General features: G+C 46.8%; 14 protein-coding genes. 2 read left to right on the plus strand and 12 right to left on the minus strand.

The annotated features are described in order from the left end of the window. Window positions 1–56 precede the first annotated feature (56 nt). The 4 genes from GWI56_RS17145 to GWI56_RS17160 all read right to left on the minus strand — a co-directional run bounded on the left by GWI56_RS17145 (window position 57) and on the right by GWI56_RS17160 (window position 7,408). Window positions 57–1,229 (minus strand): NAD(P)-dependent oxidoreductase, encoded by a 1,173-nt coding sequence (locus tag GWI56_RS17145; protein WP_198573598.1) that lies wholly within the window; start codon window positions 1,227–1,229, stop codon window positions 57–59. Between the two features lie 6 nt (window positions 1,230–1,235). Then, a complete protein-coding gene (locus GWI56_RS17150; protein WP_198573599.1) occupies window positions 1,236–2,000 on the minus strand; it encodes a phosphatase in 765 nt (254 codons plus the stop codon). A gap of 49 nt (window positions 2,001–2,049) precedes the next feature. Then, on the minus strand, window positions 2,050–5,271 hold the full coding sequence (locus tag GWI56_RS17155; RefSeq protein ID WP_198573600.1) for a DEAD/DEAH box helicase: 3,222 nt from the start codon (window positions 5,269–5,271) through the stop codon (window positions 2,050–2,052). A gap of 262 nt (window positions 5,272–5,533) precedes the next feature. After that, window positions 5,534–7,408, minus strand: a complete 1,875-nt coding sequence (locus GWI56_RS17160; RefSeq protein WP_242068429.1) for a DUF885 domain-containing protein — start codon at window positions 7,406–7,408, stop codon at window positions 5,534–5,536. Window positions 7,409–7,974: 566 nt separating this feature from the next. Here GWI56_RS17160 and GWI56_RS17165 point away from each other — a divergent pair. Then, window positions 7,975–8,184, plus strand: coding sequence for a cold-shock protein (locus GWI56_RS17165; RefSeq protein WP_006080998.1), 210 nt, complete (start codon window positions 7,975–7,977; stop codon window positions 8,182–8,184). A gap of 111 nt (window positions 8,185–8,295) precedes the next feature. Here GWI56_RS17165 and GWI56_RS17170 read toward each other — a convergent pair whose 3' ends face one another. Then, entirely contained in the window at window positions 8,296–10,242 is a 1,947-nt protein-coding gene (locus GWI56_RS17170) for a monovalent cation:proton antiporter family protein (RefSeq protein ID WP_173245826.1), read from the minus strand. Window positions 10,243–10,412: 170 nt separating this feature from the next. On the opposite strand from GWI56_RS17170, the gene GWI56_RS17175 reads away from it, so the two are divergent. Next, entirely contained in the window at window positions 10,413–11,303 is an 891-nt protein-coding gene (locus tag GWI56_RS17175; protein ID WP_105249714.1) for a GGDEF domain-containing protein, read from the plus strand. A 140-nt stretch (window positions 11,304–11,443) separates the two neighbouring features. Here the strand turns inward: GWI56_RS17175 and tilS are convergent, their stop codons facing one another. From tilS to lpxD, 7 genes are all read right to left on the minus strand, one after another. Further along, window positions 11,444–12,883: a tRNA lysidine(34) synthetase TilS gene (gene tilS / locus GWI56_RS17180; protein ID WP_198573601.1), complete on the minus strand. Its 1,440-nt coding sequence runs from the start codon at window positions 12,881–12,883 to the stop codon at window positions 11,444–11,446. A gap of 41 nt (window positions 12,884–12,924) precedes the next feature. Next, the gene (gene dnaE / locus GWI56_RS17185) at window positions 12,925–16,398 is read right to left on the minus strand and encodes a DNA polymerase III subunit alpha (protein ID WP_198573602.1); all 3,474 of its coding nucleotides are present in this window, start codon (window positions 16,396–16,398) and stop codon (window positions 12,925–12,927) included. A gap of 150 nt (window positions 16,399–16,548) precedes the next feature. Then, entirely contained in the window at window positions 16,549–17,181 is a 633-nt protein-coding gene (gene rnhB, locus GWI56_RS17190) for a ribonuclease HII (protein WP_168823176.1), read from the minus strand. Further along, window positions 17,181–18,359 (minus strand): lipid-A-disaccharide synthase, encoded by a 1,179-nt coding sequence (lpxB, locus tag GWI56_RS17195; protein ID WP_198573603.1) that lies wholly within the window; start codon window positions 18,357–18,359, stop codon window positions 17,181–17,183. Before lpxB ends, rnhB begins: the two co-directional genes overlap by 1 nt. A 241-nt stretch (window positions 18,360–18,600) precedes the next feature. After that, on the minus strand, window positions 18,601–19,371 hold the full coding sequence (lpxA, locus tag GWI56_RS17200) for an acyl-ACP--UDP-N-acetylglucosamine O-acyltransferase (protein ID WP_028760598.1): 771 nt from the start codon (window positions 19,369–19,371) through the stop codon (window positions 18,601–18,603). Then, window positions 19,368–19,832, minus strand: a complete 465-nt coding sequence (gene fabZ / locus GWI56_RS17205) for a 3-hydroxyacyl-ACP dehydratase FabZ (protein ID WP_006080990.1) — start codon at window positions 19,830–19,832, stop codon at window positions 19,368–19,370. Before fabZ ends, lpxA begins: the two co-directional genes overlap by 4 nt. A 31-nt stretch (window positions 19,833–19,863) precedes the next feature. After that, a complete protein-coding gene (gene lpxD, locus GWI56_RS17210) occupies window positions 19,864–20,889 on the minus strand; it encodes a UDP-3-O-(3-hydroxymyristoyl)glucosamine N-acyltransferase (RefSeq protein WP_105249717.1) in 1,026 nt (341 codons plus the stop codon). Window positions 20,890–20,892: the final 3 nt, after the last annotated feature.

Consider the following 20,892-nt stretch of genomic DNA (forward strand, 5'->3'; position numbering starts at 1 on the left):
ATGACGTAAACGCTTAACGCCTGATTAAAACGGCCTAAACCCAAATGTGAGTCACGTTAATTGTCGTCATAATAGCGTCGCAACATGCAATTCAGTTGCTGACGCCAATCTTGCCATACGACGTTATCAGGCATAAACAGTGCGGTATTGACAGCCAAAGCGGACTGCACTTTGGCACTATTCAACACGCTATAACTCGGTCTTTTTACCAAACTCACGCCGCGATTTAATGCTTGTTTAGCATAGTGAGCGCTGGTAATCGGCTGGATAACTACTGGCAGACTTAACAGATTGAGCGCTAGGGCTTGTCGCTGGATTTCACAGGCAAATTCATACCAACTGCATTGGCCTTGAGCGCTGTAATGAAATACGCCCGAGCACTGTTGCATGACTAATTGCCAAATCACCTTAGCGAGTGCATCACTCCACGTCGGACAGCCGATTTGATCGACTATCACCTGCAATCTTGGTTGAGTGCGCATCAAGTTCAGCATGGTTTGGACAAAATTATGCCCATCTTGACCGTAGAGCCATGAGGTACGCACAATCGTTGCATCCTCGCCCAGAATCGCCAATACCTTCTGCTCGCCGAGCAACTTACTCGTACCGTAAGCAGACAACGGCTCGGGAGCATCAAGTTCAACAAATGGCCTTGGTACATGAACTTGGTTTGGATTTGGGTTTGGGTTTGAATTTGAAGCTGAGTCAGGGTTTTGATGCTGTTTAACGCCACTTTCTCTAGCATCACCCACTGCACGTTCAGCTGCATGAGCAATCTCGCAAACAGCATGACCACCAAACACATAATCGCTCGACACATGCAGTAGGCGCGCCCCCGACAGCCAACATTGCTGCGCCAATAACTCAGGGCCGAGTGCATTCACGCGATTGGCTTCGATTGCATCATGCTCAGCTGCGTCGACCGCATTATAGGCCGCACAATTGATCACCCAGCTTGGTCGATATTGAGTAAACACTGCGGCAATATTGGCGGCATCGGTAATGTCTAACTGACTGCGACTTAGCACATAAAGCTTAATTGGCGCGACTGAGTTTGTACTTGTGCTGGTATTTGGGGCTAGCTCACCAATATCGGCAGTGACTCTCAGCAAGGCCTGAGCGAGCTGACTCTTCGCGCCAGTGATTAACACCACTTGAGGAATGTTAGCGTCTGTGGCACTCGCCGCCCCGCATTGAAATGGCGTCACTTTAGTTGCCACTATTTTCATCACTAATCAACAGCATGGCTCATCGTCACTGAATAAGGGGATCAAATCAGCAACGGTTTCATGGCCACGGGCGGCTAAAAAGGCCAAGAGTGCTGAAGGACTACGATTGAGTAATCGTGATGGCGGATAAGCCACTTCATCGATAATCGCTTGCGCCCGCGCAAAACCGCCTAAGCTAAAAGCCACATGGGAATCAGAGCCCATAACTAAAATCGTGCCAAATTCCTTGGCCGCTTTGGCAATCGCAGTGCAATTAGCTTCGCTGCCCTTACGGGACACTTCAAAGGAGGAATTGTTAATTTCGAGCGCCACACCGTATTCGGCAGCGGCGCGGGCAACAGCTTCAATATCAATTGGATAGGCTGGATTACCTGGATGAGTAATGATATCAACCTTGCCGCTCTTAATCGCATTAATCATGGCCTCTGTGTGAGTTGCTTTATCTGACGGAGGATAGACGGGCTCATGAAATCCTGCGAGCACAATATCGAGCTGCTTTAAATAATCACCAAAGAAATCAATCTCGCCGTCGATATTTTTGATATTAGCTTCGATACCCCGCAAAATCCCGACGCCATCAATCATACGTGGCAAAACTCTTAAATTCACAAAGTGCCAAAAATGCGGCGCATCGGCCATCGCAGGCCCATGATCTGTGGTGGCAAATAGGCGAATCCCCTTCTGCTTTGCCACCGCTAAGTAGTCATGAATCGTGCTATAAGCATGGCTCGACGCCACAGTATGGGTATGAGTGTCGACTTGGTACTGCATGGTTCACCTCAGTCAAATGATTCAATCAATTTAGAAAACTGGCCACGATTTAGCTAAAGAGCGATAACAGTTCATCGGCACTTCCTTGCCATGTGCCCTTGCCTTTACCTTCGAGAATACTGTCCGCCAGACTTTGCTTATGCTGCTGCATTTCTTGGATTTTTTCTTCTACTGTACCTTCTGCAATCAGCTTATAAACAAACACTGGCTTATCTTGGCCGATACGATGGGCTCTATCCGTAGCCTGTTTTTCCGCCGCCGGATTCCACCAGGGATCATAGTGGATCACAGTATCCGCCGCGGTGAGATTGAGCCCAGTGCCGCCCGCTTTTAAGCTGATTAAGAACACAGGTGTATCGCCCTCTTGGAACTTATCTATCTGCGCTTGGCGCAGGCGAGTTTGTCCTGTGAGCTTACTGTAATCGAGCCCCAAGTCCACCAACTCAGCTTCAATCAAGCTGAGCATGCTAGTGAACTGGCTGAAAATCAATATCTTACGCCCCTCTTGCACCATCTCGGGCAAGTTCTGTTTTAGCCAGTCTAACTTAGCATTATTCTTCACTTTCTGCGCTTGCTCTAACTTCACCAAGCGCGGATCACAGCAAGCTTGGCGTAGCTTAAGTAAGGCATCAAGAAACTCGATATGACTGCTACCAACGCCTTGAGTGGCAAATAAATCCCGCAGTTTTTTTTCCATCACCAGTCGAATACTCTCGTAGAGATTACGCTGATCTTTTTCTAACTCTAAACTCTGGTAAATTTCGGTTTTAGGGGGTAATTCACCGACCACTTCATCTTTGGTTCGACGCAACACAAAAGGCGCAATCCGCTGACTCAAGATTTGTGCTTGCTCCATATCGCCATAACGTTCGATTTTGTGCCTAAAGGATTTGTTAAAAAAAGCATTAGTACCGAGTAATCCTGGCAAACTAAAATCCATCAAGGACTTAAGTTCACCTAAGTGATTTTCAAGCGGCGTACCCGACAGGCACAATCTAAACGGCGCTTTAAGATCTTTAATCACTTGAGTCACTTTCGCCTGCGCATTTTTTATCTGCTGCGCTTCATCCAGCACGATATGTTCAAACACATGCTGTTGATAATAGTCACTGTCGCGCACGATCAGCGGATAGGTCGTCACCACAATATCAAACTCATTTAAGCGTTCGAGTAAAGGCTTACGCAAGGCGCCATGAATAACGACTACCTTTAACAATGGCGCAAATTTCGCGGCTTCTTTCGCCCAATTGCCCACCAAGCTGGTTGGGCAAATAATGAGGCTCGGTGCATGGTTAGCCCCTGCGGGTTTTAGTTCTTGCTGCTTGAGTAAAAAGGCCAAGGTTTGAATGGTTTTCCCCAGCCCCATATCATCGGCCAAAATACCGCCAAGCTGATATTCCTTTAAGAAACAGAGCCAATTTAAGCCTTGCTGTTGATACTGGCGTAACTCAGCATTTAAGTTGTCTGGGACTGTGACCTCTAACACACCGTTAAAATTTTCGAGCTTAGTCGCTAAACTGCGCACTCGTTCACCATTAAGCAAACGAATATCACTGTCGGCAAAATCATTTAATAGGTGGGCACGGTATTTAGGCAAAGACACGCTATTGCCTTTGTGGCTATCGAACAGTTCTAAAATAATGCTGATCAGCGGCTTAATCACGCTGGCTTTGACTTTTAACCAATCACCATTTGGGCTGGGCAACAGCAGTTCTGCATCATCGGCGGGCTCACCGTACTGCTTAAGCCAAGTGGCAATTAAGGGCAGCATAGGCACTATTTGACCATCGATGTCAGCATTCAGTGACAGAGAAAACCACCCCTCTTGCGTATCATCCAGCTCAATCGCCAGCGGAGTCTCAATGACATTTAAGCTGAAATTGTCGGCAAAATGCACTTGGTAACCTAAAGCCTCTAGCGCCGGGATTTCCTGTTGAATAAAGTGCAACCAAACATCAATCGTTTCAGGCAGTGAACCTAACCCCCAAATACTGACATAGCTGCCACTGTTAGGGATAAAAGAAGGCGCCAGCTCCACCAGTTCCAATGCCATCAGACGATTAATCGCATCCATTTCCGCATCGAGTTGACGCACGACTTGATAGGTTTTGCCTTGATGAGTGACTAAGGACAAGGGCTCGTCGGGATATTGGCCGCCGAGCACCACGTCTTGATAGACAAATTCCAACAGCACTAATGGCTGCGCCATAGCAAACTCAGGTAAATCCTGCGAGGTTAAGGTCAACCTAACTTGAAGCGGCACTTGCAGCTCGACAAAATCAATCAAAGCAGGCGTAGGTACCGTTTTCGCCGAAAAATGCTTAATCAGTTTGTGGCTCACCAGTTCAATCTGTGAGCTAGGCACTGGCGGCATCTGACTGAGTAATAACAGCTTTTCAACACTGATCTCTGTGTCCAATGCGCCCACTTTAAAATAATCTAAATCGATATAAGTCGGTGGCTCACAGGGGATCAGCTCCCAATTGTCTTTATTGGGCAGCATTAACTGCATTTGTTTATGCTCGGCATCCTTATCTAGCCAAATGAATTCAGGCTTGCTCGCTTCACCTCGGGTGAGCGGTAAACGGCTCTCCTCCCAAAAACACCGCCCAGTGACGAGCATTTTTTCCAGTGCCATGGCACCTAACTGAGCTTTAAGATACAGACGAGAGGCACCGTGGCGACGGGTAGACATGATGAGATTGATGATGAGCACGTCTTCAGCACCAATCCAAGCGGGCATGTAATATTGCACGTCGGATAAAGCGATTTTCGAGCCTTTGTTATAGCCACCATTCTTCGCCAACTTGCCTTTTCTTAGCTCAAGAAAGACACAGTTATCATCTTTAGATAACACGTACAGCACGCGATCGTCGTAGAGTAAATCGACATTTGAAACCGTGAGATCATCACTTTCGTCTAGCAGATGTAACCACTGAGCAATACGTTGATCTTCAACGGTTCTATCGCTAAGTAAACTGTAAAGTACGGCAGCAATATGTTTGCAATGCCCAGTGGCGGGACATGAACAGAAGCCATTCATGATCAACTTATGGTTCATGCTGACAAGGCGAATATCCTGCCGATAGGGCTGGGATTCCGTCCCCATGACACGACCTTCAATATGACGAAAATCGGCGTTCGCTTTGGCGCTCAACACCCGTCCCTTCATCACATAATCACGGGCGCGCATTAAGGTTGGCGGCGTGAATAATGACTCAATCGTGGTTCGAGTCAATTGGATAGGATCTTGGGGGGACAAGCGATTCATGTAAAAACCTTGAAACTAAAAATATCAACTCCGAGCAATAGCAAGCCATTGCCGCGCGACATTTATCAATAAGTTGTGTGGGATTGTATTGAAAGCCTTGGCCGAAAGCCAGAATGATAGCCAAGATAGACAGCCCCACCATGCCCGCAGGATAAAATAACAAACTTATCCGCAGACAGGGAACGGGTCTCATCCAGAGAAAAGTCATTGATAAGTAATACTTTATTATCAATTACTGAGCGTTAACTGTTACAACCAAATGCTAAACTTTCGCTTTAGCGTCAGTGGCTTTGGCCTCAGCATTTTTTGTATCAGCACTTTTTTTATCAGCAATGTAGCGGTCGACCAGTGTTTCTAAGATATCCAAAGGAACTGCACCATTCTTCAGAACTACATCGTGGAAATCCCTGAGATCGAACTTATCACCTAAGGCCAACTTGGCTTTTTCGCGCAGTTCGAGAATTTTCATCATGCCGACTTTATAGGCCGTCGCTTGGCCTGGCATAACGATATAACGCTCAATCTCTGCCGTGACATCACGATCGGACATGCCAGTATTTTTCTTCATATAGTCAATCGCTTGCTCGCGAGTCCAACGGCTATGATGAATACCTGTATCTACTACTAGACGCACAGCGCGGAACAACTCTGCCTGCAGACGACCGATATTATCAAAGGGATCCTTTTGAAAACCAAGTTCCCACGCCAAACGTTCGCTATATAAAGCCCAACCTTCAATGTACGCCGTAAAAGGCGCCATCTTACGAATAAGTGGCATACCTTCTAACTCCATCGCCACTGCAATTTGGAAATGATGCCCAGGGATCCCCTCGTGGTAGGCTAAAGTGCGCATACCGTATTTAGGCGTGGCCTTGATGTCATATAAATTGGCATAGAAACGCCCTGGACGGCTACCGTCAATCGCGGGCTGCTGATAATAGGCACCTGGCGCTGTTTTCTCTTTAAACTCAGGAATACGCACCACTTCCATGCCCGCTTCGGGTCGAATACGAAAGGCATCACCGAGTCCCGCATTCACTTCATCAAGAATATGTTGATAATCAACCAAAATTTGCGCCCTACCCGCATCGCTATCCTCGTAGTAAAACTTAGGATCGGCGGCTAATGCTTCAATCGCGACCGAGAAACCTTGGCTCACATCGTAACCTTCAGCGGCTAAAATAGTCATGATTTCATTTTGAATGCGATCTACCTCAGCGACCCCTTTGGCATGGATTTCGTCCGCAGTGTAATTAGTGGTCGTAAAGAACTTCAGCAATTGCTCATAGGCAAGGTTGCCATTTGGCAGCGCCCAATAACCATCATCCGTCCCAGCTTTGGCTTGTAGCTGGGTAAGGTAGTCGATAAATAATTGATACGCTGGATGCACGTAACCTTTAATGTCCGCTTCCGCCGCTGCCAATAACCGTGCTTGCTCATCGGCACTGATATCCGTGTCAGCCAATTTAGTTTTGAAGGAACTGTAGAGAATATTGTCTTGCACTGGCGTCGCGACAAACTCATTCATCTCGGTCAGAACACGCTCAATCACAAACTTTGGCGGGATAATCCCCTTAGCCTCACGAATTTTTAAGCCTTCGAGAGTTTGCGCAAACTTAAGTTTCACCTTTTGTAAACGCGACAGATAGTTTTCAGCATCGCCCACAGAATGCACTTGGTGCTGCGCCTGCATAAAGCTGGGATAACCGTTTTGCACGCCAAACAACTGATTCAGCGGATAGTTATGGTAACGATACGGCTCAGAGATCAGCGCAAAATCGGCAAGATATAGGGCGATATCCTTGGAGATACGTTGATTTTCATCTAAATCCGCATCGGAATAGCTCAATAGGGTTTCACGCAGATCTCGCACTTGCGCGAAAGTCTTATCCATCGCCTCAGGACTATCGTCATCCAACTCTGCGTTATGGCCTGTAATCCCTACCGATTCCAAGAATCCCAATGAAGTCAAGGTCTCAGGGCTTTCGAAAGCCATCTTGACCACACTGCGGTCTAAAAACGCGCGAAAGAAAAACGGCTTTTTCGCAAACCATTCATGGGCGGCCAGCGCCACTAATAACAGCACTAAGACTAAGCAGCCAAGTCCAATCCGTTTTAGTACTGTTTTCAACGTCATTCTCCATTCTTATTATATTCAATCTAAAGTTATCGCCCTGAATCCATAGCTCAAGCACGTTTTTATAGGATGACGAGAATACCATTAACCACAAATAAGCAACAATTCAATAACGTAACGAATCATGACAGAATCCTTACCTAAGCATACAAGCCGCATTTAAACCTAATGGAACGGATTGAAAGGTTAATCGCAAGTCAGTCGTGGCAAACATAAAAAAACTTTCACACTAGATAACAATCAAAAACAAAATCTAAATAGTTGAATATTAATAGTTATATCTAATTACGCACTCAATAAGTCGCAAAAAAGCAGTTTCAATATGAGAGGTATTTAAAAATAAAACTATACAAACCCCTAGAGTATGTTAATCTGCACTCCGGCCTGTGATTCAGACCTATTTATAAGCAATATTATGTATTTGAAAACCTTCGCTACGCCTGTAATATTTTTTTTGCTGTCATGAAGCTTTCCACTCATAACTTATCATCAATGTAAATAATTCTATTTCTGGCTAACATACCGCATAATTGCGAATTATTTGTTTGAAAATTTTGGAGACATTCATGTCTAAAACTACTGGTGTAGTTAAATGGTTTAACGAAGATAAAGGTTTTGGTTTTATTTCTCCTGACAATGGTGGCGCTGACGCATTCGTTCATTTCCGCGCAATCGTTTCAGAAGGCTTTAAAACTCTTGCTGAAGGTCAAAAGGTTTCTTTTGACATCGAACAAGGCCAAAAAGGTCCTCAAGCTGCGAACGTAGTTATTCTGTAATTAGACTTTGTCTAATTTAAGTTAACAAGTTCCAGACAAAAATGCCGACACTATGTCGGCATTTTTTATATCTGCATTTTCATCCATCTCAAAAGAGTGACCCTCAGGCCTTTAGCCATGTAGGAGCTTAGCCTCAGCTTTCTCAAGTCGCCGTGGTTTACCCACTATCAGTAAGATATCCCCTGCACGAAAAACCCAGTCCTGCTCAGGATGTTCCACTTCGGCGCCATTGCGACGAATCGCCCTTAACTCTACTTTCAATGTTTCCCACAGGATATCGGCAACGGTTTTACCAATCGCATCAGCCCCACGCGGTAATGCCACCGCATGCAATGACTCTAAAGTAAAATCAGTTTCTGTGCCGGAAAAGAAGCCGTGTAAAAATTGATAATGATTGCGCCGCTCAGATTCTAGCCGTTTTAGGATCCGTGCCAATGGCACACCACATTGGTGTAGTACCTGCGATACTAACATCAAGCTCCCCTCTAAAGACTCTGGGATCACTTGATTAGCTCCCGCCTTTTTAAGCAAGTCTAGATCGCTGTCGTCTTTGGTTCTAACTAAAATTTTAGCCTCTGGTGCCAATAACTTACATAAAGGTAAGACTTCTTCTAAACTACGTGACTCACAAAAAGTGATAACGATCATCTTGGCCTGTTTAACGCCCATTTGTTTTAAAATTGCCCGTTTACACACATCACCGAAATAAATAGGTTCGCCCGCACGACGCGCTTCAGTGACGCGCGTTGGATCGAGATCCAATACCAGATAAGGTACAGCTTCAGTTTTTAAAAAACGGGCAATGGTTTGTCCTACTCGGCCGTAACCAAAAATCATCACCAGCTCATGATCATCCATCATCAATGGCACAGCTTCATCCACATGCTTTGCCTGACGGATCCCCAGCGCCCACTTAGCAATATCCACACTATGACGAACTAACCAAGGAGCTATTGCCATGGAAAGCACGGCGACCATGACTAATATGGTACTGATCTCATTATTTAAAAGTTGATAGTTGACCGCTAAAGCCAATACCACAAAACTGAACTCCCCCACTTGAGCTAAGCTCATAGCCGTACTCATCGCAATTCGAAAAGGCTCACCTACTAATCTTAAAATGCCATGAATGATCAGCGCCTTACCTAGCACAACAGCCACTAAGATCAGCAGTATCTGCCACCAGAAACGTATCACTAAGGTAAAGTCCAGCATCATGCCAATGGAGATGAAAAACAGCCCCATCAATAGATCACGAAACGGTCGTATATCCGCCTCAAGTTGGCGGCGATACTGGCTTTCTCCCAGCAGCATACCCGCCATAAATGCCCCCAGCGCCATAGATAATCCTAGCCACTGAGTAAAAGCCCCTGTGACAAGCGCAACGACTAAGGTCGATAATACAAACAGCTCATTGGAGCGAGAACGCGCAACCTCATCAAATATCCGCGGCAACGCCCACTTACCAAACGCCATTAAGAGGAAAAAGGCCAATATGCCTTTGAGCAAGGCAAAGGCGATATCCGCGACCATCAAAGGTTCGCCGCCATTGGCCAGTAATGGCAATAGGATCAACAACGGCACAACCGCTAAATCTTGGAACAAAAGCACGCTGACGGAGAGTTCGCCATGGCGGCGCCTCAGCCATCCCTGTTCATTGAGTAATTTAAGGACTATAGCAGTAGATGACAACGCGATGGCTGCACCGATAACCAAGGCTTCAACCCAATTCAGGCCGCACAATAGGGCAACGCCCATGGTCAACAAGGTCGTTATCACCATCTGTGCACTGCCTAAGCCAAATACGGTCCGGCGCATGGCCCACAGCCGCGGCACAGAGAACTCTAAGCCTAAGGTAAACATCAGCAGCACAACGCCAAGTTCGGCGACAGATTGCATTTGATGCTGGGTAAACCAGTGAAAACCACTCGGGCCACTCACAACCCCTGTGAGTAAATAAGCCAGAATTGCGGGTAGGCCCAAACGACGCAGCACAGCAATGGCCACAATGGCAATCACGAGCATAAGTAATACTTGGATTAAAAAGCTATGTTCCATTGGGGCTATGACTCCTGTCAAAATGCTGACGTGTCAAAAAATCTAACGCTGAGTTTTAAGCTTAACTGAATGACTAACAAAGACAAATTTTATTAACAAATATTGCGGCACGGTATTTGCTTAGACTAGGTTAGAGATGTATCGCACTAACATTTGCTGGAGTGATGATTATGGACTTTGGCCTAGCGACCGAGCTGTATCCCGACGAATATCGCTATCAAACAGAACATTATAGTCCCAATGATAATCCATTGGACTTGATACAAGTGATCCAACAACTGCACGCCAGTTTAGATCCTAGGACAGTCTTTGCCTGCTATGGCAAAGTGCTGGGACAACACTTGCCGATCCAAGGCGTGCGCTTAACCTATGGCGAGCACAAATTCAGCTGGGGCAAACGTTATGGTATCAGCGTCAAACGACAGCTCATGTGTGCAGGAATGCCATTAACGATTCAGTACCAACTGGTGACGCCATTTACGCCATCACAAACCTCAAACTTACAGGATATTGAACCGCTGTTATTGCAACCTTTATTAAATGCGTTGCAATATCAAGAAATGTCGATGCAAGCTATGTTTGACTCGCTCACTGGCTTAGGCAATCGCCATTATTACAGTCAGAGTCTCAGTAATGCGACCGCCAGAGCCCATCGAAAACAAGGAGCAGTCGCTCTCATAGTGCTCGATCTTGATAACTTTAAACAACTTAATGATAAATTCGGCCATAAATGTGGTGACTATATTCTGAAGGAATTTGGTGACATCATTCGTGCAACCATACGCAACACAGATCAAGCCTTCCGGATTGGTGGTGATGAATTCGTCATTATTGTCCAAGGCAATATTCATGCGGCTGGCTTGTTATGTGAACGGATTGTCTCGGTAATCAATCAGCACAGTAGTTTCAATCAATTTGGGGTGAGCTGTAGTTTAGGGGCGGCAGAATCACACGATACCATTGAAGCCGAACAACTTTATGAACTTGCCGATAAGGCGCTTTATCAAGCCAAAGCCGCCGGACGTAACTGCTATAAACTCAGCCAAAATCAATTAGTTTAACACGCGCAGGGATGCCAAATGAAATGCGATAACTCACTCGCAGCGCGTACCCCATAAAGGTCTAAATCAAACTGACGCGCTGCGTTCCACTCTCCTCTCGCTTTCCTAGAACACACCAATATTCCAAGATTAACTCTCGACTAGAATTCCTTTGCTTCCTCAACAAACACCTGTAAACCAAGTCCATTCGACTCAACAATAAAGCCCTTTTCAACCCACAGTCCAATTGCCATCACCAGTTGCTCGCCATAAAACACAAACCCCACCTTTTCGCGTACCCAAGGCGGAATGGCAAACTCTTGCCACAGTTTCTTTAATTCTCGCCCCTTACCCCGAGAATGCGGGTGGCAGCGAAATTGCCCCGCAAGTTGATAACGCACACTAACGACTTCATCAGGCCAAGGTAAACGGACTCTGGGACCTTGCTTTGTCACTATCAGCCTAATCTGCTCACCATTCGCTAAGCCCGCAGGCGACACGACTAATTCGGTACTATCTCCCTGTAATAAAGAAATAAAGTCATGCTGTGGCAAGGTCCAACTCACAGGCTGAGTGTGACGTTTGTGAGTTTGATACTTGAATAAATAGACTTGATTAGCAAAGCGACGGATTTCACACTCACCCACTCGAATATGCACTTTAGCATCGTCTTTCGCGTTAAGAAGCTGAGTGATGATTTGCTTAAGCTGCACCTTTGAGGGCAAAGCAAAACCTTGGGATTCAATAAAGCCACGTAAGAGTAACGCTTGCCAGTCGACTGACTGTTCGGCAAAACCATCGAGCTTGAATACACTTTGAGTATGGTAAGGCGCTTGGGTTAACCATAAAGGTAAACGTTCACTCACCTGTAAATCCAGCGTCGCCTGTTGTTCGGCGCACAATGCCGCACTGCGACTCGCAGTTGTCGCAATACTCGGCCAACGCGCTTTTAAGCGGGGAATGATTTCTAAGCGTAAAAAATTTCGATCGTACTTATCGTCTTGATTACTTTCATCTTCGATATGCACTAAGCCTTGCTGTTTTGCGTAGGCTTCAATTTGCTCACGGCTGATATCCAATAACGGCCGCAGTTGTCTGCCATGTGCTAATGCTTGCACTTGTCCCATGGCCGCCAGCCCTTTAGGCCCCTGACCCCGCTTGAGTGCCAGTAAGATAGTCTCAAGCTGATCGTCTTCATGGTGAGCCGTCAGCAACACATCATTGGCACTTAAATGCCGCTCAATCGCCAGATAACGCGCTTTGCGCGCTTCGGCTTCAAGGCTCAATCTTGGCCCACGATTAACCGTGACTCGCTCAACCGTCACGGGCAGATCGTAATACAGGCCCCGCTCAAGGCAATGCAGTGCCCAAGCCTCAGCGTTATCGCTTAGTCCATGGTGTACATACACTAGCTGATAATTAAACTCCGGATGTTGCCGTGCAAACTGGCTTAAACCAAAGGCCAAGACTTCGGAATCAACTCCGCCACTGTAAGCCAGCACTAACTTGCTGTCAGGCGCTAAGGATTGCGCTGCCAAAAAATCACAGATATGCGCGCTGAGATCGCCAGCAGTCAACGCTTCGTCACGCTTAGCCGACATAAGTTAACTTCATCTGTTTACACCTAAGACATTCGCCAACATTAGAATAAAATTCTCACCTTGTTTGGCCCGAGGAGCGATTCGAGCGAGAGCATCAAGTCATCGGTCGGATTCACTCGCCAAGCATCGGCTAACCTAAACTGACCTTTGGCTTGAGCTTGAGTGTAATTGATCACCACAGGCACAGCACCGTTACGCCACGGGCTTAGGGCTTGCTCGAAAGTGTCTAACGCCGATGGTGTTAACTCGCTGCCATCCATATCAATTTCCAGCGCTTTGGCAAAGTGGCTGCGCGCCTCACTGATATCTATGATGTTACGCGCCGTCATACGGTTACCGCCGGCAAAATCATCATAACTCACCTCACCTTCACAAATGAGGATGCGGTCTTTCTCCAGCAGATGATTAAACTTTTCAAAGGCTTCGGTAAACAACATGATTTCGAGACGTGCGCTCTTATCATCGAGTGTCAACAGGCCCATTTTCGATCCGCGCTTGGTCAGCATCACTCGCGTTGCCACCACTAACCCCGCAGCCTTAGCAGTTTTACCGCGTTCGGTGGGATGCACATCTTTCAAGCGACCGGACGTGTAATGCTTAAGCTCTTTTAAATATTGATTGATCGGATGACCAGTCAAATACAAGCCTAAGGTTTCGCGCTCGCCTTCGAGCCAAATTTTATCTGGCCATGGGGTACATTCGACAAACTGCTGCTTACTGTCTTCGGGTTCACTGTTGAGCAAACCAAACATATCGTGTTGGCCAATCGCCTCGGCTTTGGCATGTTGATCAGCAGCCCGAATCGCTTCGGGCAAGGTTGCCATCATAGACGCACGATGCGGCCCTAGAGTATCGAGTGCGCCCGCGCAGATCAGCTTTTCAATCACGCGCTTATTGAGCTTTTTCAAATCGATACGGGCACAGAAATCGAATAAATCCACGAAGGGGCCATCTTTACGCGCCTCTAAAATCGATTCAACTGGACCTTCACCCACGCCTTTAATGGCGCCAATGCCATAAACAATGCGCAAATCATCATCGACGGTAAATTTGAACAAGCCTTTGTTCACATCCGGAGGAATGAGCGGTAATCCCATACGCTCGCATTCATCGACCAAGGTCACAATTTTATCTGTGTTATCCATATCGGCCGACATTACCGCCGCCATAAACTGCGAAGGATAATGGGTTTTTAGCCATAAGGTCTGATAAGACACAAGCGCATAGGCGGCTGAGTGAGATTTGTTAAAACCGTAGCCGGCGAACTTTTCCACTAAGTCGAAGATCTTCATCGACAAGTCGCCGTCGACGCCGTTATTGATTGCGCCCTCTTTAAAGATACTGCGCTGCTTGGCCATCTCTTCGGGCTTTTTCTTACCCATAGCACGGCGCAACATGTCGGCGCCGCCAAGGGTGTAACCCGACAACACCTGTGCAATCTGCATCACTTGCTCTTGATACAGAATAATGCCGTAGGTCGGTGATAACAGTTCTTTTAGTGATTCATGCTGGTACTGAGAATCGGGATAAGACACTTCTTCGCGCCCATGCTTACGTTCGATGAAGTTATCTACCATGCCCGATTGCAAAGGCCCAGGACGGAACAATGCCACCAGTGCGATCATGTCTTCGAAACAGTCGGGCTGCAGACGTTTAATCAAATCCTTCATACCGCGGGATTCCAACTGGAATACCGCTGTGGTTTCATATTTTTGCAACAAGCGGAAAGATGCCGCATCCGTTAACGGAATCGCTTCGATACGCACAGGTGGGCGACCGTTTTTGACCTCGACCTTGTTCACCATTTCCAGTGCCCAGTCGATGATTGTCAAAGTACGTAAACCCAAAAAGTCGAATTTAACTAAACCTGCGGTTTCGACGTCGTTTTTATCGAATTGCGTTACTGGGTTTTTACCTTCTGCGTCGCAATAGAGCGGCGCAAAATCGGTAATTTTAGTCGGTGCAATCACCACTCCCCCCGCGTGTTTACCCGCGTTACGCGTCACACCTTCAAGCTTGCGACACATGTCGATCAGATCTTTTACGTCTTCATCGGCATCATAGGATTCTTGCAGGGCTGGCTCGACCTCAAAAGCCTTCGCCAGCGTCATCCCAGGTTCTGGTGGAATGAGTTTAGAAATTCGGTCAACAAAGCCATAGGGATGACCCAGCACACGACCCACGTCACGAATAACCGCTTTTGCCGCCATAGTTCCGAAGGTGATGATTTGCGATACCGCTTCGCGGCCGTACAATTCGGCCACATGGTCGATCACTTCATCACGTCTATCCATGCAAAAGTCGACGTCAAAGTCGGGCATAGAAACCCGCTCAGGGTTGAGGAATCGCTCGAACAGTAAGTCAAATTCCAATGGGTCTAAGTCGGTAATCTTAAGCGCATAGGCCACGAGTGAACCCGCGCCCGAGCCACGACCAGGCCCTACTGGAATACCGTTATCTTTACCCCATTGGATGAACTCCATCACGATCAAGAAGTAACCGGGGAACCCCATCTGGTTGATCACTTTAAGTTCAATGTCGAGGCGCTCATCGTATTCGCCGCGTTTCTCGGCGCGCACCTCAGGATCAGGGAACAAAAACTCGAGCCGCTCTTCAAGACCCTTCTTCGAACAGTCGACCAGAAAGTCTTCAATGGACATATCGCCCGTCGGGAAATTGGGCAAGAAATATTCGTATAAACGGATCGTTACATTACAGCGTTTAGCGATTTCGACACTGTTCGCCAACGCCGCAGGAATGTCGGCGAATAGTTCACACATTTCCTCTTCGCTACGCAAATACTGCTGTTCACTGTATTTTTTAGGACGACGAGGATCGGCAAGGGTAAAGCCATCGTGAATTGCCACCCGAATTTCGTGGGCATCAAAATCTTCGGGTTTAAGAAACACCACCTGATTAGTGGCCACCACAGGGATGCCCTTCTCCTGCGCTAAGGCCACAGCCATATGCAGATAACGCTCTTCATCGGGGCGACCCGTGCGGATAAGTTCGAGGAAATAACGGTCAGTGAAATGGGTCTGATAAAAGTCGCATAAAGATTCGACTTGTGTGCCATTGCCCTTGAGCAGTGCCTTACCCAGATCGCCTTCTTTGGCGCCCGATAACAGCAAAATGCCTTCGTTATAAGTGAGTAACCACTCTTGGTCTATCACTACACGGCCGGCCACTTGGCCACGCAAATAAGCTTGACTGATGATTTGGGTCAGATTCTGATAACCGACATTGTTCATCGCAATGATGGTTAAGGCGCATAATTCGCCTTCAAATCCGGGCACTTGCATCCAAAAATCGGCACCAATAATCGGCTTGATCCCCGCACCATGGCAACCACTGTAAAACTTCACCAAACCACAAAAGTTATTTTGGTCAGTCAAGGCGACCGCAGCCATTCCCTGCGCTTCCACCTGCGCCAAAATAGGCTTGACCTTGGCCACGCCATCGGTCATAGAGAAGTCACTGTGGACACGAAGATGCACAAAACGAGGATCGGACATAATTAGGATTATCTTTGAATAGCAGGTTAACAATAACTAGAAAGCAGACTAACAAAGTCACGCAGCCAGAGCCAGTGACTTTGCTGGATAACGGGAACTTATACCCAAACAACCTGAAACTCGTATCTTCAGGTAGCTTGGGAGCACAGCTTACAGTCCCAGTAATGCCTTGACGGGTTTGAAACTTTTACGATATTGGTCAAACACCCCATGTTCGGCGATGGCCTCAAAATGCGCCTTAGTCGGATAGCCCTTATGCTTAGCAAAACCGTATTGCGGATAAGCAGCATCGAGCACATCCATCTCACGATCCCGCGTCACTTTGGCGATAATCGATGCGGCACTAATACTGGCAATTAAACCATCACCTTTAATGATGCTGTGACTGGTAAGCGAGACGCCATTATGGGCAACAAATGCCGGACTGCGATTGCCATCGACTAACACCAACGCAGGCGCAATCTTAAGCCCTGCAACCGCGCGCTGCATTGCCAACATAGTGGCATGCAAGATATTAAGCGTATCGATTTCAGCAGGACTTGCGCGGCCCACGTGATAACACAGGGCTTTTTCACAAATCTCATCAAACAAAGCTTCGCGACGCTTCTCACTGAGTTTCTTGGAATCATTCAGACCACTGATGGGCTTGTTTGGATCTAAAATCACAGCCGCAGTCACCACATCACCAACTAAAGGCCCACGGCCGACTTCATCCACACCAGCAATCAAACCCGTCGAAAAGGCCAGCAAATCGGCGTCAGTTAAACTTTTAAAAGTTGCCACTAGTTAGCCTCCAGCGATTTAGCATGACTTGGTTTAGGCTCAACCAGTGCCATTACCGCTTCAGCGGCTTTTAAGCTCGCATCACGGCGTAACACTTGGTGCAGGGCATCAAACTCAGCTTTGAGCGGCGTAAAATCTCGATTTAACTCGACTGTGACCGCCGCAGCTATTTTCTCTGGCGTGCAATCTTCTTGAATGAGCTCAGGGACGAGATCTTTTCCAGCCAGTAGATTCGGTAAAGAAAAACGCTCGACCTGCATCATGCGCTTAGCAATCCAATAGGTCATAGGGCTAACACGATAAGCCACCACCATTGGACGCTTGACCAACATGGCTTCTAACGTCGCGGTACCAGATGCTAATAAAATGCCATCGGCAGCCGCCATGACTTCGCGCGACTGACCTTCGACCATATGAATTTCGAGATCGGGTGCAAAATCCTTCAACGCTTGCTCAAATTGCTCACGGCGCTTTTGATTTACCAGTGGCGTCACAAAACGTATATCAGGGAAGTTCTGTTTAATCAGTAAAGCCGCCTTCACGAAAGGCTCAGCCAGTTGCTTTAACTCGCCACCACGGGATCCCGGTAGAATCGCTAAATATTCTGCATCGGCATCGAGTTCGAGTAACTGGCGCGCCGCCGCTTTATCACTTCGCAACGGAATATCATCCGCTAAGGTATGACCCACAAAGGTGCAAGGTACTTGATGCTTGTCATAAAAAGCTTTCTCAAAAGGCAATAGCGACAACACCATATGGGTCGCCTTCGCGATTTTGAATATACGTTTTGGGCGCCATGCCCACACGGATGGGCTCACATAATGAACGGTTTTAATACCGCACGCTTTGAGTTTAAGCTCGAGGCCTATATTAAAATCCGGTGCATCTATACCAATAAAACAATCGGGCTTAAGCGCGGTGATCTCTTTAATCAAGGATGACCGCACTTTTAATAAACGAGGTAGACGGGATAACACTTCAACGATTCCCATCACTGCGAGTTCTTCCATCGCAAACAGGGATTTGAAGCCTAGGGCTTCCATGCGGGGTCCACCGATACCGACAAAGCGCGCATCGGGATGGGTCTTTTGCAGCGCAGCCATTAAACCTGCACCTAAAATATCGCCTGAGAGTTCTCCGGCAACCATGGCAAACACTAATGGAGTTTTATTGCTCATAAACCAATCACGTCTCATGAATTAATGGCATTGGATGAAGAGGTAAACCGCACCTAAAATGCATCGTTCCAAGCCTACACTTATGTTAAGTTAATGATTCAATTAATGACTAAGCACATTTATGGTCGAATGCATTGATGAATAAACGCATTTTTAACGACTACGTCTACCACAAAAAAGGCTTAAACCAATAATACAAAAGGGCATAAAAATGCCCTTTTGTTGTCATGTGGTCATCAAGTTAGCGAATAATGCCGCGACTCGATGACTTTACAAACTCAAGCAGTAATTTGACTTGCTCATCGTTCTGCGCATCTTCAGCTAATGCTTCAATCGCTTCTTCTACCGTTAAACTGCTACGGTATAAGGTTTTATAAGCACGACGCACGGCTAACTGGCTTTCTTTAGAAAAACCGCGACGCTTCATACCTTCGCTGTTTAAGCCACGAGGCACTGTCGGTTGACCCGCTGCCATCACAAAGGGAGGCACATCCTGCAGTACTAAAGAACAACCAGCAGTAAATGCATGGGCACCAATATGCACAAACTGATGCACACCTGTCATACCGCCTAAAATCGCCCAGTCACCGACATGCACGTGACCTGCAATAGATGCGTTATTCGCCATGATGACATTATCGCCGACCACACAGTCATGGGCGATATGCACATAGTTCATAAACAGGTTATTCGACCCAATACGGGTTTCACTGTTATCTTGAACCGTACCGCGGTGAATGGTCACGTTTTCACGGATGACGTTATTGTCGCCAATGATCAGTCGTGTCGGCTCGCCAGCGTACTTTTTGTCTTGGCATTCTTCACCAACGGAGGCGAATTGAAAAATACGATTCCCTTTGCCGATAATCGTTGGGCCTTTGACCACCACATGGGAACTCAACCAACAATCATCACCAATTTCGACGCCCGCACCGATATAGGTCCAAGGGCCAATAGTGACGTTATTGCCAATTTTTGCATCGGGATGCACAAACGCTAATGTATCTATCACTGACTAATCTCTCTGCGGGCACACATGATTTCAGCGGAACAAACCACTTCACCATCCACTTTGGCCTCACCGTAGAAAACGCCAATCCCGCGGCGCTCTTTAATCATTTTGACATCAAAATGAATTTGATCTCCTGGCTCAACCACACGTCTAAAACGCGCATTATCGATACCAGCAAAGTAATACAACACACCTGGTGGTGGTACATCACTACTCATCGTTTTAAAGGCTAACAGGCCAGTTGCCTGTGCCATCGCTTCTAAAATAAGCACACCTGGCATCACAGGTTGTATCGGGAAATGTCCCTGAAAAAATGGCTCATTTATTGAAACGTTTTTGATCGCCTGCAGACTAACACCAGGAGTGTAATCAAGCACACGATCGATCAATAGGAATGGATATCTATGGGGTAGATATTTAAGTATTTCTTTAATATCCATAGTGTTCATTTGATTAGACACGAACCGAGTTCCTCAAATTGCCTTGGGGCAATTAATCTGGTGTTTTTAAATTTTTTTCCAACGTTTTAACACGCTGGAACAGTTCATCTAACTGACGGAAACGAACTGTATTTTTACGCCAAAGTTTATTGTCCATTGCCACGGTGGCAGAAGAGTATAAACCAGGCTCACGCATATTAGTGGTGATATTGGTAGCACCAGACACATGCACACCATCGGCAATGCTCAAATGACCTGCGATGGCACAGCTACCGCCAATAATACAATATTTACCAATAGTGACACTGCCAGCAACAGTAGTACTGCCTGCAATAGCAGTATTTTCGCCGATTATATCGTTATGGGCAATTTGCACTTGGTTATCAATAATCACACCGTCGTGGATCTCTGTATGGCCTAATGCCCCACGATCTACCGTTGAATTAGCACCAATTTCAACCCGATCGCCAATACGCACGCCACCTGTCTGCGGAATTTTAATCCACTGACCACGTTCGTTAGCATAACCAAAACCATCTGAGCCTAATACGGCACCCGAATGGATAATACAATCCTGTCCTAAATGCACATCGTGATAGACGGTGACATTAGCCCACAAACGTGTTTTTGAGCCAATAACCACATCTTGTCCCAGCACAACACCGGCACCGATCTGCACATTTTCACCTAAAATGACGTTCGCACCAATCACAGCATTCGCGCCAATAGCGACACCTTCCCCTAAATGGGCTGAAGGATCAATTTGTGCCGAAGGATGGATACCCACCGCTGCTTTGGGTGTAGTGTCCAAATACTGAGCAACACGAGCAAAACCGACATATGGATCTTTTACAATTAACGCAGTACCTTGATAATCCTGCGCATCTTTAGCTGACAATAACACCGCACTCGCTTGAGTTGCCTCAAGCTGAGAGCGGTATTTACTGTTGGCTAAAAAAGAGATCTGACCCGCCTTGGCATTTTCTAAGGTCGCCACACTATTAATAATTAGCGTTTCGTCGCCTTGGATATCACCGTCTAATAACAGGCATAGCTCTTTTAAAGTCACACTATTCATCTA

It is taken from the genome of Shewanella sp. DW31, from assembly GCF_015767295.1.
GTDB lineage: Bacteria > Pseudomonadota > Gammaproteobacteria > Enterobacterales > Shewanellaceae > Shewanella > Shewanella oncorhynchi.

Bases quoted from the DNA above. Each gene is read 5' to 3' on its own strand.
- tilS (WP_198573601.1), bottom strand. From the start codon at position 12,883: ATGTCGGCTAAGCGTGACGAAGCGTTGACTGCTGGCGATCTCAGCGCG.
- GWI56_RS17160 (WP_242068429.1), bottom strand. From the start codon at position 7,408: ATGACGTTGAAAACAGTACTAAAACGGATTGGACTTGGCTGCTTAGTC.
- GWI56_RS17155 (WP_198573600.1), bottom strand. From the start codon at position 5,271: ATGAATCGCTTGTCCCCCCAAGATCCTATCCAATTGACTCGAACCACG.
- lpxB (WP_198573603.1), bottom strand. From the start codon at position 18,359: ATGAGCAATAAAACTCCATTAGTGTTTGCCATGGTTGCCGGAGAACTC.
- GWI56_RS17175 (WP_105249714.1), top strand. From the start codon at position 10,413: ATGGACTTTGGCCTAGCGACCGAGCTGTATCCCGACGAATATCGCTAT.
- GWI56_RS17170 (WP_173245826.1), bottom strand. From the start codon at position 10,242: ATGGAACATAGCTTTTTAATCCAAGTATTACTTATGCTCGTGATTGCC.
- GWI56_RS17150 (WP_198573599.1), bottom strand. From the start codon at position 2,000: ATGCAGTACCAAGTCGACACTCATACCCATACTGTGGCGTCGAGCCAT.
- lpxD (WP_105249717.1), bottom strand. From the start codon at position 20,889: ATGAATAGTGTGACTTTAAAAGAGCTATGCCTGTTATTAGACGGTGAT.
- dnaE (WP_198573602.1), bottom strand. From the start codon at position 16,398: ATGTCCGATCCTCGTTTTGTGCATCTTCGTGTCCACAGTGACTTCTCT.
- GWI56_RS17165 (WP_006080998.1), top strand. From the start codon at position 7,975: ATGTCTAAAACTACTGGTGTAGTTAAATGGTTTAACGAAGATAAAGGT.
- GWI56_RS17145 (WP_198573598.1), bottom strand. From the start codon at position 1,229: ATGAAAATAGTGGCAACTAAAGTGACGCCATTTCAATGCGGGGCGGCG.